Source organism: Variovorax beijingensis, from assembly GCF_007828835.1.
Classification (GTDB): Bacteria; Pseudomonadota; Gammaproteobacteria; order Burkholderiales; family Burkholderiaceae_C; genus Variovorax; species Variovorax beijingensis_A.
In genome coordinates, this window is record NZ_VIVL01000002.1 from 347,947 (window position 1) to 360,315 (window position 12,369).

Consider the following 12,369-nt stretch of genomic DNA (forward strand, 5'->3'; position numbering starts at 1 on the left):
AAAGAAATGCCGACAAAAGGCAGCATTCAATAAGTCGCGTGGCCAGACCAACGCGCGGAGCCCTCAGCGACTGCCCTCCCGCGAAGAGGGCCCGCACGTTTAATTCGTGCCGGTCGTGCCTGTACCCGTGCCTGTGCCGCCGGTGCCGCCCGTGCCGCTGCCACCACCGCTGTTGCCGCCGTTGCCGCTGGCGACGGCAGCTGCCAGGCCGACGCTGGCCGCGATGCCGCCGGCCTGGCCGGCCGTGATGCGGCCGAATGCGGAATTGGTTGCGCCGGTGGCGCTGGCCGGCTGAGGACCAGGCGTCTGGACCGGAGGGGGGGTTTGGGCCAGGGCCGAAGAAATGCCCAGCGCAGCAATGAAAGTGGCGGAAATCAGGGGGGCGATTCGCATGGCAAATATCCTCTCAATTAGCAGTTAACAGTTGGGAGAAGATTAGCAGTTGGCGAAGTGTGCCGCAACTAATTTAGCCATTGAGACATCTTTTACGCGTGCAAATCGTTGTGTCGAAATGTCTTGTAAATCAGGATTAATTCATTGTTATTAATTGCCTCTTTCGCATGGTTGGGAATGCCCATTCGCGCGGCTCCCGGCCGGCCCCGTTGAATATGCGCGCAACAGCCCGCTACAATCGCCGGTTGACCCTGCTCCAGCGAAGAAGACTTAGAGGATCCCCATGAGTGACATGACCTCCGGCTCCCCCCGGATCGACACAAGCAAGCGGACGTGGTTAATCGCATCCAGCTGTGCCGGCGTAGCGGGAGGCGTGGCCACCGCGATTCCCTTTGTGAGTACGTTCCAGCCCTCCGAAAAGGCCAAGGCCGCGGGCGCTGCCGTCGAAGTGGACATCGCAGGCCTCAAGGTCGGCGAGAAGATCACCGTCGAGTGGCGCGGCAAGCCCGTCTGGATCCTCAAGCGCTCTCCCGAGCAGGTTGCCGAGCTCCCCAAGCTCGACGGCCAGCTGGCCGATCCGCTCTCCAAGCGGCACCCCGACGAATTCACCCCCAAGTACGCGCAGAACGAACACCGTTCGATCAAGCCCGACGTGCTGGTGGTGGTGGGCATCTGCACCCACCTCGGCTGCTCGCCGGTCGACCGCCTCCAGGCCGGCCCGCAGCCTTCGCTGCCGAGCGACTGGGAAGGCGGCTTCCTCTGCCCTTGCCACGGTTCCACGTTCGACCTGGCAGGCCGCGTCTTCAAGAACAAGCCCGCGCCCGACAACCTGCCTGTGCCCCCGCACATGTACCTGTCGGACACCAAGCTCCTGATCGGTGAAGACTCCAAGAAGGCCTGAGGCAGAAGAACAACATGGCTGAATTCCACGAAATTTCCCCCAACGCGCCCGCGGGCGAGAAGCTGCTCAACTGGGTCGACAACCGCTTCCCGCTGAGCAAGCTCTGGAACGACCAGTGGGGCAAGTACTACGCGCCGAAGAACTTCAACTTCTGGTACATCTTCGGCTCGCTCGCGATGCTGGTCCTCGTGATCCAGATCGTGACCGGCATCTTCCTCGTGATGCACTACAAGCCCGATGCGAACCAGGCGTTCGCATCGGTCGAGTACATCATGCGCGATGTGCCCTGGGGCTGGCTCATCCGCTACATCCACTCGACGGGCGCCTCGGCGTTCTTCATCGTGGTGTACCTGCACATGTTCCGCGGCCTCATGTACGGCAGCTATCGCAAGCCGCGCGAGCTGATCTGGGTCTTCGGCTGCGCGATCTTCCTGTGCCTGATGGCCGAGGCCTTCATGGGCTACCTGCTGCCATGGGGCCAGATGAGCTACTGGGGCGCCCAGGTGATCGTGAACCTGTTCGCGGCCATTCCGTTCGTCGGTCCTGACCTCGCGCTGCTGATCCGCGGCGACTACGTGGTGAGCGACGCCACGCTGAACCGCTTCTTCAGCTTCCACGTGATCGCCGTGCCGCTCGTGCTGCTCGGCCTGGTGGTGGCCCACCTGATCGCGCTGCACGAAGTGGGTTCCAACAACCCCGACGGCATCGAGATCAAGGCCAAGCGCGGTCCCGACGGCCATCCGCTGGACGGCATTCCGTCGCATCCGTACTACACGGTGCACGACATCTTCGGCGTGGTGGTGTTCCTCACGATCTTCTCGGCCGTGATCTTCTTCGCGCCGGAAGCGGGCGGGTACTTCCTTGAGTACAACAACTTCATCCCGGCCGATTCGCTCAAGACGCCGAACCACATTGCGCCGGTCTGGTACTTCACGCCGTTCTATTCGATGCTGCGTGCGACCACCGACGACATGGTCAACGTGTTCGCGCTGATCATCGCCGCGGCCGCCGTCCTGAACTTCATCAAGGGCAAGTCGAGCACGGCCCTGAAGATCGCGCTCGTCGTCGTGGCGGCCGTGGCCATCTTCCTGCTCAAGGCCTTCGACGCCAAGTTCTGGGGCGTGCTCGTGATGGGTGGCTCGGTCATCATCCTGTTCTTCCTGCCATGGCTCGACAAGAGCGAAGTCAAGTCGATCCGCTATCGTCCGGGCTGGCACAAGTATGTCTACGGCGTCTTCGTGTTCTTCTTCCTGATCCTGGGCTACCTGGGCATCCAGGCGCCTGGCGTCTGGGGCAGCCTGGTCATCGGTTCGTTCGCGCTCGACATCGCGCAGACCATTTCCCAGATCGGCACGCTTTTCTACTTCGGTTTCTTCCTGCTCATGCCCTGGTGGAGCAGCAAGGGCGAGTTCAAGCCCGTGCCTGAGCGCGTGACCTTCGCCGCCCATTGAGAAGCCCAAGAGAGCTCGAGAGAAACACGATGAAGAAAAGCATTTCTGGCTGGCTCGCGGTTGTGGGCCTGGCCTTGGGCCTGACCTTTTCCGCCGCCGCATCGGCCGAGTCCGGTGGCATGGCCTGGGACAAGGCGCCCAACAAGACCACCGACGTCGCCTCCCTGCAGAACGGCGCCAAGCTGTTCGTCAACTACTGCCTGAACTGCCACTCCGCGGCGTTCATGCGCTACAACCGTCTGCAGGACATCGGCATTACCGAGCAGCAGATCAAGGACAACCTCCTGTTCGCGACCGACAAGGTCGGCGAAACCATGAAGGCCAACATCGACGCGCGCCAGGCCAAGGAATGGTTCGGCACGACGCCGCCCGACCTGACCCTGGTTGCCCGCTCGCGCGCCGGCCATGGCGGCACGGGTGCGGACTACCTGTACACCTACCTGCGCACCTACTACCGCGACGACACCAAGGCCACCGGCTGGAACAATCTACTGTTCCCGAGCGTTGCCATGCCCAACCCGCTGTGGGAGCTGCAGGGCGAACGCCGTCCCGTCTACACCAAGGTGTCGCAGCATGGCCACGAGACCGAAGTGTTCAAGGGCTGGGAGCAGGTGACCCCCGGCACCATGACGCCGCTGCAGTTCGACACGGCGGTCGGCGACCTGGTGAGCTACCTGCAATGGATGGCCGAGCCCGCACAGAACACGCGCATCCGCATCGGTGTGTGGGTGCTGCTGTTCCTCGTCATGTCGTTGGTCTTCGTGTGGCGACTGAACGCCTCGTACTGGAAAGACGTCAAGTAGTTCCGTCCACGCCGACCGCGCGCCTGGTGCGTGCGGTCCCACAGAGTGGGTTGCCAACGCGACCCACTCTTTTTGATTTTTAGGAGTCTCTCGCCATGATGGTCTTGTATTCAGGAACGACCTGCCCCTTTTCCCACCGCTGCCGTTTCGTGTTGTTCGAAAAGGGCATGGACTTCGAGATCCGCGACGTCGATCTCTACAACAAGCCTGAAGACATCAGCGTGATGAACCCGTATGGCCAGGTGCCGATCCTGGTCGAGCGCGACCTCATCCTGTATGAGTCGAACATCATCAACGAGTACATCGACGAGCGCTTCCCGCATCCGCAGCTGATGCCCGGCGACCCGGTCGACCGTGCGCGCGTGCGGCTGTTCCTGCTCAACTTCGAGAAGGAACTGTTCGTGCACGTGGCTGCGCTCGAGAACCGCACCGCCAAGGGCAACGAGAAGGCGCTCGAAAAGGCGCGCTCGCACATCCGCGACCGCCTGACGCAGCTGGCGCCCGTGTTCCTCAAGAACAAGTACATGCTGGGCGACAATTTCTCGATGCTCGACGTGGCGATTGCGCCGTTGCTCTGGCGCCTCGACTACTACGGCATTGACCTCAGCAAGAACGCGGCGCCGCTTCTGAAGTACGCTGAGCGCATCTTCTCGCGCCCGGCCTACATCGAAGCGCTCACCCCGTCCGAAAAGGTCATGCGCAAGTAAAACTGCGTCAATCGTTCTTCGCCGTCTTTCATGATCAACGCGCTCGAGTCGTCCTCCACCCGCCCGTACCTCATACGGGCGCTGTACGAATGGTGCACCGACAACGGGTTTACGCCCTATGTCGCGGTGCAGGTCGACGACACCGTCCAGGTGCCGCGCGAGTACGTGAAGAACGGCGAGATCGTGCTGAACATCAGCTTCGACGCGACCAGCTCGCTCAAGCTTGGCAACGATTTCATCGAGTTCAAGGCCCGCTTCGCAGGCAGTGCGCGCGAAATCGTCGTGCCGGTGGGCCGCGTGATCGCGATCTACGCGCGCGAGAACGGGCAGGGCATGGCGTTTCCCGCGCCGGTACCTGGCGGCAGCGGCGCCGAGGGCGGGGGGCCATCTCTGGCGGCCGGCGCGCCTTCCTCGCCCCAGGGGCCTGCGCGCATGCCGCTGCGCGACGCGTCGCGCGGCACCGAAGGCGATGCCGGCAAGATCGTTCACCTGGTGACGGGTGAAGACGCGGATGAAATGGTCGATGTCGGCGACGACGCCGGCTCGCCCACTGACCCCACCGACGAGCCGCCGCGCCCGCCGGCAGGAGGCGGAAGCCGTCCGTCGCTCAAGCGTGTGAAGTAGCCGGCCGTCAGTCAACGCACAAGCGGGTCCGGGCGGTCGGCGCTGTTGTCGCCCCGCTAAAATCCCGCAGGAGAATCCGTGCCGCTTTAGCTCAGTTGGTAGAGCACCCGCCTTGTAAGCGGAAGGTCGTCAGTTCGATTCCGACAAGCGGCACCATATCGAACATACCGGAAAGCACTCGCGCTGACCGGGCAAGAAAGAAGCGGCGATCTGCCCGCTCTTTTCCATCTCTTGGCCGAAGATCAGCAGCGGCCCTTCTTGGCCTGTCCCGGCGGGCAGTGGTATCCACCGCCGCCGCCAGGATGCTCGTCGGCATGGCGGTGTTGCGGCTCTGCGCGTCGCCAGTCGCCCTCCATCCAGCGCCATCCGCCGTCGGCCTGTACCCATCGGCCCGGCGCATAGGCGTAGTCGGGCCGCGCGGCCTGCCAGTAGCCGGAGCGCCAGACGTAGGCGCGTTCGTTCCATTGCCAGTGGCCGGGCACCCACACCTGGCCGGGCCGCGGCCCTGGCATGGGTTCGTAGCGCGGTGCAGGAGGCGCCACCTGGATCAGGCCGGGCACGTTGATGTGAACCGAAACCTGCGCCGCGGCGGGCAGTGCGGACACGGCCAGCGCGGCCGCGGCCAGAAGAGCTGAGACTTTCATTGAAACCCTTGAACATGTGGACAGGTCTGCACAACGCAGACCGGCGGGAAAGTGTAATCAGCACATTCCCTGGGGTGGGGCCGGCAGCGCAGCCGTGGCCGCCGGTGCGCGCCCGTCCGCCGGTTTCGGATGCTAGAGTCGAAGTGCAAGTTGCACGCCGATGCGCAGACTACGCTTTCTCACCCACCGTCACCGGGCGCCCTCCACGAACCGGCTGCTTGGCCTGCTGCTGGCCTTCAACGCCGGCGCCGTGAATGCGGGCGGGTTCCTGGTGCTGCACATGTACACCTCGCACATGACGGGCTTCGCTTCGCAGTTCGCGGACGGGCTGGTGCTGGGCAACACCAGGCTGCTGCTCAATGCGCTGGGCGCCCTCCTTGCCTTTCTGGCGGGTGCGGCGGTCTGCGCGATTCTCGTGAACTGGGGCCGCCAGCACCAGCTGCGCAGCGTCTATGCGGTGCCGCTGCTGCTGGAGGCGGCGCTCATGTTCCCGTTCGGGTTGATGGGCGCCATCACGCTGACCTGGCCAACGCCCTTTGCCGTTCCGCTCACGGTGCTGCTGCTGTCTTTCATCATGGGGCTGCAGAACGCCGTCGGCTCCAAGACCTCCGGCGGCAGCGTCCGCACCACCCACATGACAGGCAACATCACCGATGTGGGAATGGAGCTGGGCAAGCTGTTCTACTGGAACCGGCATTCGACGCCGGCCCACGCGATGGTGCGCCACAACCGCCGCCGGATGCAGATGGCGGGGGGACTGATCGGCATGTTCGTGCTGGGCGGCATCGTCGGCGCGCTGGGTTTCAATTACATCGGCTTCGTCTGCGTGGTGCCGCTCGCGGCGCTGCTGCTGGCCGTCTCCATTCCGCCGCTCCTGGAGGACGTGCCGCGCTCCAGGCCGCTGCAGAAGCTGCTGGCGGCCTTCAGACGGCGCCCACGCTGCCCGTGACCGGCAGCACGATGCCGGTGATGTAGCTGGCGCAGCTCGGCGCGGCCAGGAACACGTAGGCAGGCGAGAGTTCTTCCGGCTGCGCGGGCCTTTGCAGGTCGGTGTTCTTGCCGAAATCCTTCACCTTCTCGGGCGGGCTGTCGGCGGGGTTCAGGGGCGTCCACACCGGCCCGGGCGCCACCGCATTCACGCGGATGCCCTTGGGCAGCAGGTTGCTGGCCAGCGACTTGGTGAAGGCATGGATCGCGCCCTTGGTGGTGGAATAGTCGAGCAGGTGCGCGCTGCCCTCCAGCCCGGTGACCGAGCCGGTATTGATGATCGAGGCGCCTTGGCCCAGGTGTGGAACTGCGGCGCGCGCCATCTGGAAGTAGCCGAAGACATTGGTCCTGAGCGTGAGTTCGAAGCGCTCGTCGGTGATGTCCTCGATGGACGCCGCATGCAGCTGGAAGGCCGCGTTGTTCACCAGGATGTCGAGCTTGCCGAAGGCCTCGATCGTCTGGTCGACCGCGTCGCGGCAGAACGCCGGATCGCAGACGTCGCCTTTGATGAGGATGCAGCGTGCGCCTTCGGCCTCCACGTGGCGCCGGGTTTCCTCGGCGTCCTCGTCTTCGTCGAGGTAGGCGATGGCGACGTCGGCGCCTTCACGGGCATAGAGCAGCGCCACGGCGCGGCCGATGCCGGAATCACCGCCCGTGACCAGCGCCGCCATGCCTTCGAGCTTGCCACTGCCCTTGTAGTGCGGCGCTTCGAAGCGCGGGCGCAGCGTCATGTCGGCTTCGAGCCCGGGCTTGCGCAAGTGCTGTGCCGGCATCGGGTTGGCCGGCTGGGAGCGCGGCCCCGCCTGTGCGGGCGGGCTGGTTTTCTTGGCGGCGGGTTTGGCGTTGTCCTTCGCGTCCTGCGTGTGCTGAACGGCCCGCTGCCTGCTGGCGGTGTGGGCGGGTCCCCGGGACTTGGCGGATTTCGCGGGTGATGCGGTGGTCGATTTCATGTTGCATGGGCTCCTGCGTATGAAAGACCACCGTAGAACGCCGGTGCGCGGCCTGCGTAGGAATCCGTCCCGAAAGCACGCCCACCGAGGCTGACCCCGGGCGTTCCGAGCCGCTTGAGGTGGACTAAATTTCAGCGCCCTCGACCAGGAAGCGCACCCGGCGCACGCCCTGCCATTCGTCGGCATCGAGCCGGAAGGCGAGCTTCACGCGCGCGGGCAGCGGCTCGGTGTGGCCGAACCAGATGCCGTCGACCGGCTGCCCCTGGTGCCGCAGCTTGAGCGCCAGGTGCTTCTCGCCCACGAGGCGTTGCGACACCACTTCGACCTCTTCGCTGAAGGTGGGCGGGGCGAAGCCCTGGCCCCACACTTCGCGGTGCAGCGTGTCCACGAGGTCGATGCGCATGTACTCGCGTGCGATCGGCCCATCCGTTTCGATCTGGCGTGTGAGCGCGGAGGCGGCCAGCCATTCGTGCGCGACCTCGGCCAGCGCGCGCTCGAACACCTCAAACTTCTCTCGTGCCACGGTGCAGCCGGCCGCCATGGCATGGCCACCGAAGCGCAGCAGCACGCCCGGATGGCGCTTGGCCACGAGGTCGAGCGCATCGCGCAGATGGAAGCCCGGAATCGACCGGCCCGAGCCCTTGAGCTCGTGCTCCTTGCCGGGCGCGCCGCTGGCGGCGAAGACGAAGGTCGGGCGGTGGAAGCGGTCCTTGATGCGCGAGGCCACGATGCCGACCACGCCTTCGTGGAAGTCGGCATCGAACACGCTGATGGCGGCGGGCGGCGCCTCGCTGCCGTCGGCGGTGGCGCCGAACAGCGATTCGGCCAGCAGCAGCGCCTGGTCGCGCATGCCGCCCTCGATGTCGCGGCGCTCGCGGTTGATGCCGTCGAGCATGCGCGCGAGTTCGTCGGCGCGGCCCGCATCGTCGGTCAGCAGGCACTCGATGCCCAGCGTCATGTCGGCGAGCCGGCCGGCCGCGTTGATGCGCGGACCGAGCGCAAAACCGAAGTCGAAGGTGGTGGCCACCGCGGCGTTGCGCCCCGCGGCCTTGAACAGCGCCGCGATGCCCGCGGGCAGTGCACCGGCGCGGATGCGCCGCAGGCCTTGCGCCACCAGGCGGCGGTTGTTGGCGTCGAGCTTCACCACGTCGGCCACGGTGCCGAGCGCGACCAGCGGCAGCAGCACGTCGAGCTTGGGTTGCGTGGCCGCCGTGAAGATGCCGCGCAGCCGCAGCTCGGAACGCAGCGCCAGCAGCACGTAGAACATCACGCCGACCCCGGCGATGCTCTTGCTCTCGAAGCCGCAGCCGGGCTGGTTGGGATTCACCAGCACGTCGGCGGCCGGCAGCTCGGGGCCGGGCAGGTGGTGGTCGGTAACCAGCACCTGCAGGCCGCGCGCCTTGGCGGCGGCCACGCCCTCGACGCTGGCGATGCCGTTGTCGACGGTGATCAGCATGTCGGCGCCGGTCGCGGCCACGCGCTCGGCAATCGGCGGCGTGAGGCCGTAGCCGTCGACCACGCGGTCGGGCACCAGGTAGCTCACGTTTCTTGCGCCGAGCAGGCGCAGGCCGCGCACCGCGACGGCGCAGGCGGTGGCGCCGTCGCAGTCGTAGTCGGCCACGATGCACAGGCGCTTGTCCTGCGCCATGGCGTCGGCCAGCAGCACCGCGGCCTCGCGCGTGCCGTGCAGTGTGTCGGGCGGCAGCAGGCGCGCCAGGCCGTCGTCGAGCTCGTCCTTGGCCAGCACGCCGCGCGCGGCGAACAGGCGGGCCAGCAACGGATGCACGCCGGCCTGTTCGAGCGCCCAGACCGTGCGGGGCGGAATTTCGCGGGCGATGATCTTCACAGGGCCTCCAGCACGCTGGCGGCGCGCGGCCGGTCGAACAGGCTCCTGGCCCAGCCCACCAGCCCGCGCTGCTGCACCGCATAGCGCTGCGCGGCGCGGTCGCCGCACAGCGTGAGCGTGACGTCGGCGCCGGCGGTGCAGTCGGCCAGCAGGCCGGCGATGGGGCCTGCGTCCAGTGCCTGCCATGCCGTGGCCCAGCCCAGGCCGTCATCGCGCAGCGCGGCCACGCGCAGCGCGTCGCTCACGGTCGGTGGAAGGGTGCCGGGCGAGGGGACGCCGGCCTCGAGGGCGCCGGTGCCGCTGAGCCAGAAGGAGTTGATCGGCGGCACGCCGCGCGCGGCGCGGTCGTCGTTCACGCGCTGGGTGTAGAGCAGCATCTGCATTTCGTTCTGGAGACGGCGCAGCGGCCGCGCGGCTTCGGCCAGTGGCGACCACTGCGAGATCGGATGGCCCACCGCGCGGTCGATGGAGGCCGTGGCCAGGCCCTCGAAGATGTGCGCGCGCGCGAGCCAGCGGCCGGGCGCGGGGGAAGGGTGCAGCGCGATGCCGTCTTCCTCGAAGAAGGGATGGGCGGCGGCCAGCAGCGCGGCCGATTCGGCGGCGTCGATCTCGATCGCGGACGGGTCGCCCAGCACCACGTCGTCGATGCCCACCTGCCAGTTGCACAGCGAGACCAGGCCCCAGCCCTCGCGGTCGCCGGGTTCGGCGATGCCGGCCTGCCGGGCTTCCAGCGCGGCCCAGGGAATGCAGCCGTCGGGTGCGGAAATGCCCAGCGCCCGGGCCAGCGCCCGTTCATGGGGCGGCGAGCGCGTGCTTTCGTCCTGCGTATCGGCCTCGGCGAGCGAGAGCCGGGAGAGCAGCGCTTCGAGATTGGGCAGCCGAAGCGTGGGCAGTGCCGCGCGGCACGCCGGGGAACCGCGGCCGGCAAAGGGGATCAACAAGTGACGGGGGGAAGGTTCGGCCATTCCCCCTATTGTCCGGGATGCCACAATCCCGGCATGAAACGCCGCCCGAAGCGCGTTGGGAATAACTGAAAAATATGCGACTTCCTTATGAACTGAAGCTCGGCTGGCGCTACACGCGCGCAGGCCGGGCGACGCGGCGCAACGGCTTCATCTCCTTCATCTCCGGCGTGTCGATGCTCGGCATCGCATTGGGGGTGGCGGCGCTGATCATCGTGCTCAGTGTGATGAACGGCTTCCAGAAGGAAGTGCGCGACCGCATGCTCGGCGTGGTGTCGCACATCGAAATTTTGTCGCGCGACGGACAGGCGCTGCCCGACATCGATGCCATCACGGCTGCCGCCCGCAAGAACCCCGAGGTGATCGGCGCCGCGCCCTTCATTGCCACGCAGGCGCTCATCGCGCGCGGCGAGGACATGAAGGGCACGCTGGTGCGCGGCATCGTGCCCAAGCTCGAACCCGAGGTGACCGACATCGCCACCACGGCGCAGAAGGGCACGCTCGACAAGCTGGTGCCGGGCGAGTTCGGCATCGTGCTCGGCGGCGAACTGGCACGTTCGCTCTTCGTGCAGCCGGGCGACCAGGTCACGCTGGTGGCGCCGGGCGGCCAGGTCACGCCGGCCGGCGTGGTGCCGCGGCTCAAGCAGTTCACCGTGGTGGGCACCTTCGATTCGGGCCACTACGAATACGACTCGGCGCTGGCCATGATCCATGCGGAAGACGCGCAGCGCGTGTTCCGGCTCGAAGGCCCGACCGGCATCCGCATCAAGCTCAAGGACCTGAACGAGGCACGCGAGGTGGCCGACCAGATGGCCGTCACGCTGCCGGGCCAGTTCCTCATCCGCGACTGGACGCGCCAGAACAAGACCTGGTTCGCGGCCGTGCAGGTCGAGAAACGCATGATGTTCATCATCCTCACGCTCATCGTGGCGGTGGCGGCCTTCAACCTGGTGTCCACGCTGGTCATGACCGTGACCGACAAGCGCGCGGACATCGCCATTTTGCGCACGCTGGGCAGTTCGCCGCGCAGCATCATGGGCATCTTCGTGGTGCAGGGGGCGATGGTCGGCGTGATCGGCACGGTGGCCGGGCTGCTGCTGGGGCTGGGCATTGCCTACAACATCGACGTGATCGTGCCGGCGCTCGAGCAGCTGTTCCATGCGAGCTTCCTGCCCAAGGACATCTACCTGATCAGCAAGATGCCGAGCGATCCGCAGCGCAGCGACATCATGCCGATCGCGATCATTTCGCTGGTGCTGGCTTTTCTTGCAACGCTGTATCCCAGCTGGCGCGCGAGCCGCGTCAATCCCGCCGAGGCCCTGCGCTATGAGTGAACGACAAGAGACCGCCGCGCCAGGCAATGGCGTGGTGCTGAAGGCGCGCGGCCTCACCAAGCGCTTTCACGAAGGGCGCATCGACCTCACGGTGCTGCACGGCGTCGACCTGGACGTGCGCGCCGGGGAAACGCTGGCCATCGTCGGCGCTTCGGGTTCGGGCAAGAGCACGCTGCTGCACCTGATGGGTGGGCTCGATGCACCCACGGCCGGCAAGGTCGAGCTGCTCGGCAAGGACATCGCGCATGCCGATGCGGCCGAGCAGGGGCGGCTGCGCAACAAGCACCTGGGCTTCGTCTACCAGTTCCACCACCTGCTGCCCGAGTTCAGCGCGCTCGACAACGTGGCGATGCCGCTCAAGATCCGGCGCATGGATTCCGCACAGGCGGCGGCCGCGGCCACGAAGATCCTCGAAAGCGTGGGCCTGGGCGAACGCCTGCACCATCGGCCGGCCGAGCTCTCGGGCGGCGAGCGCCAGCGCGTGGCCATTGCGCGCGCGCTGGTCACGCAGCCGGCCTGCGTGCTGGCCGACGAGCCCACGGGCAACCTCGACCGCAGCACGGCCGACACGGTGTTCGCGCTGATGATCGAACTCGCGCACAAGCACCGCACGGCCTTCGTGATGGTCACGCACGACCAGGAGCTCGCCAAGCGCTGCGACCGCGTGCTGCAGCTGGTGGCGGGGCGGTTGGCGGGCTGAATTGCCGATGCCGCTTGCCACGGCGCATGCAATGTCGCGAAACTGTCCGTCTGCGCGGCACGAGGCC

General features: G+C 66.6%; 13 protein-coding genes and 1 tRNA gene. 9 read left to right on the forward strand and 5 right to left on the reverse strand.

Translation table 11 applies throughout. The features are described from left to right. Positions 1–99 precede the first annotated feature (99 nt). Positions 100–393: a hypothetical protein gene (locus FB547_RS07935; protein WP_145741118.1), complete on the reverse strand. Its 294-nt coding sequence runs from the start codon at positions 391–393 to the stop codon at positions 100–102. 283 nt (positions 394–676) lie between these two features. Here FB547_RS07935 and petA point away from each other — a divergent pair, with 283 nt between their 5' ends. The 6 genes from petA (at position 677) to FB547_RS07965 (ending at position 5,035) form a co-directional block, all read left to right on the forward strand. After that, positions 677–1,294 carry a ubiquinol-cytochrome c reductase iron-sulfur subunit gene (petA, locus tag FB547_RS07940; RefSeq protein ID WP_145741120.1) on the forward strand — a complete coding sequence of 206 codons (618 nt, stop codon included), beginning with the start codon at positions 677–679 and terminating at the stop codon, positions 1,292–1,294. A gap of 14 nt (positions 1,295–1,308) precedes the next feature. Beyond that, complete coding sequence (locus FB547_RS07945; protein WP_145741122.1) at positions 1,309–2,745, forward strand: cytochrome b; 1,437 nt, start codon at positions 1,309–1,311, stop codon at positions 2,743–2,745. 29 nt (positions 2,746–2,774) lie between these two features. Next, positions 2,775–3,548, forward strand: a complete 774-nt coding sequence (locus FB547_RS07950) for a cytochrome c1 (RefSeq protein ID WP_021005919.1) — start codon at positions 2,775–2,777, stop codon at positions 3,546–3,548. Between the two features lie 95 nt (positions 3,549–3,643). Further along, a complete protein-coding gene (locus tag FB547_RS07955) occupies positions 3,644–4,255 on the forward strand; it encodes a glutathione S-transferase N-terminal domain-containing protein (protein ID WP_012746352.1) in 612 nt (203 codons plus the stop codon). A 30-nt stretch (positions 4,256–4,285) separates the two neighbouring features. Then, positions 4,286–4,879 (forward strand): ClpXP protease specificity-enhancing factor, encoded by a 594-nt coding sequence (locus FB547_RS07960; RefSeq protein ID WP_145741123.1) that lies wholly within the window; start codon positions 4,286–4,288, stop codon positions 4,877–4,879. An 80-nt stretch (positions 4,880–4,959) separates the two neighbouring features. Continuing rightward, positions 4,960–5,035, forward strand: a tRNA-Thr gene (locus FB547_RS07965). 86 nt (positions 5,036–5,121) lie between these two features. On the opposite strand, the gene FB547_RS07970 is transcribed toward FB547_RS07965, so the two are convergent. Beyond that, a complete protein-coding gene (locus tag FB547_RS07970) occupies positions 5,122–5,523 on the reverse strand; it encodes a YXWGXW repeat-containing protein (protein WP_145741125.1) in 402 nt (133 codons plus the stop codon). Positions 5,524–5,683: 160 nt separating this feature from the next. On the opposite strand from FB547_RS07970, the gene FB547_RS07975 reads away from it, so the two are divergent. Next, on the forward strand, positions 5,684–6,472 hold the full coding sequence (locus FB547_RS07975) for a YoaK family protein (protein WP_145741127.1): 789 nt from the start codon (positions 5,684–5,686) through the stop codon (positions 6,470–6,472). Here the strand turns inward: FB547_RS07975 and FB547_RS07980 are convergent. From FB547_RS07980 to FB547_RS07990, 3 genes are all read right to left on the reverse strand, one after another. Then, positions 6,447–7,460, reverse strand: coding sequence for an SDR family oxidoreductase (locus FB547_RS07980; RefSeq protein WP_145741129.1), 1,014 nt, complete (start codon positions 7,458–7,460; stop codon positions 6,447–6,449). The genes FB547_RS07975 and FB547_RS07980 overlap by 26 nt on opposite strands. Before the next feature lie 124 nt (positions 7,461–7,584). Continuing rightward, positions 7,585–9,306 (reverse strand): single-stranded-DNA-specific exonuclease RecJ, encoded by a 1,722-nt coding sequence (recJ, locus tag FB547_RS07985; RefSeq protein ID WP_145741131.1) that lies wholly within the window; start codon positions 9,304–9,306, stop codon positions 7,585–7,587. Beyond that, the gene (locus FB547_RS07990; protein WP_145741133.1) at positions 9,303–10,271 is read right to left on the reverse strand and encodes a hypothetical protein; all 969 of its coding nucleotides are present in this window, start codon (positions 10,269–10,271) and stop codon (positions 9,303–9,305) included. Before FB547_RS07990 ends, recJ begins: the two co-directional genes overlap by 4 nt. Before the next feature lie 74 nt (positions 10,272–10,345). Here FB547_RS07990 and FB547_RS07995 point away from each other — a divergent pair, with 74 nt between their 5' ends. After that, positions 10,346–11,602, forward strand: coding sequence for a lipoprotein-releasing ABC transporter permease subunit (locus FB547_RS07995; protein ID WP_021005926.1), 1,257 nt, complete (start codon positions 10,346–10,348; stop codon positions 11,600–11,602). Then, positions 11,595–12,302: a lipoprotein-releasing ABC transporter ATP-binding protein LolD gene (gene lolD / locus FB547_RS08000; RefSeq protein ID WP_145741135.1), complete on the forward strand. Its 708-nt coding sequence runs from the start codon at positions 11,595–11,597 to the stop codon at positions 12,300–12,302. The genes FB547_RS07995 and lolD overlap by 8 nt, the downstream gene beginning before the upstream one ends. Positions 12,303–12,369: the final 67 nt, after the last annotated feature.

Bases quoted from the DNA above. Each gene is read 5' to 3' on its own strand.
- FB547_RS07935 (WP_145741118.1), bottom strand. From the start codon at position 393: ATGCGAATCGCCCCCCTGATTTCCGCCACTTTCATTGCTGCGCTGGGC.
- petA (WP_145741120.1), top strand. From the start codon at position 677: ATGAGTGACATGACCTCCGGCTCCCCCCGGATCGACACAAGCAAGCGG.
- FB547_RS07945 (WP_145741122.1), top strand. From the start codon at position 1,309: ATGGCTGAATTCCACGAAATTTCCCCCAACGCGCCCGCGGGCGAGAAG.
- FB547_RS07950 (WP_021005919.1), top strand. From the start codon at position 2,775: ATGAAGAAAAGCATTTCTGGCTGGCTCGCGGTTGTGGGCCTGGCCTTG.
- FB547_RS07955 (WP_012746352.1), top strand. From the start codon at position 3,644: ATGATGGTCTTGTATTCAGGAACGACCTGCCCCTTTTCCCACCGCTGC.
- FB547_RS07960 (WP_145741123.1), top strand. From the start codon at position 4,286: ATGATCAACGCGCTCGAGTCGTCCTCCACCCGCCCGTACCTCATACGG.
- FB547_RS07970 (WP_145741125.1), bottom strand. From the start codon at position 5,523: ATGAAAGTCTCAGCTCTTCTGGCCGCGGCCGCGCTGGCCGTGTCCGCA.
- FB547_RS07975 (WP_145741127.1), top strand. From the start codon at position 5,684: ATGCGCAGACTACGCTTTCTCACCCACCGTCACCGGGCGCCCTCCACG.
- FB547_RS07980 (WP_145741129.1), bottom strand. From the start codon at position 7,460: ATGAAATCGACCACCGCATCACCCGCGAAATCCGCCAAGTCCCGGGGA.
- FB547_RS07990 (WP_145741133.1), bottom strand. From the start codon at position 10,271: ATGGCCGAACCTTCCCCCCGTCACTTGTTGATCCCCTTTGCCGGCCGC.
- FB547_RS07995 (WP_021005926.1), top strand. From the start codon at position 10,346: ATGCGACTTCCTTATGAACTGAAGCTCGGCTGGCGCTACACGCGCGCA.
- lolD (WP_145741135.1), top strand. From the start codon at position 11,595: ATGAGTGAACGACAAGAGACCGCCGCGCCAGGCAATGGCGTGGTGCTG.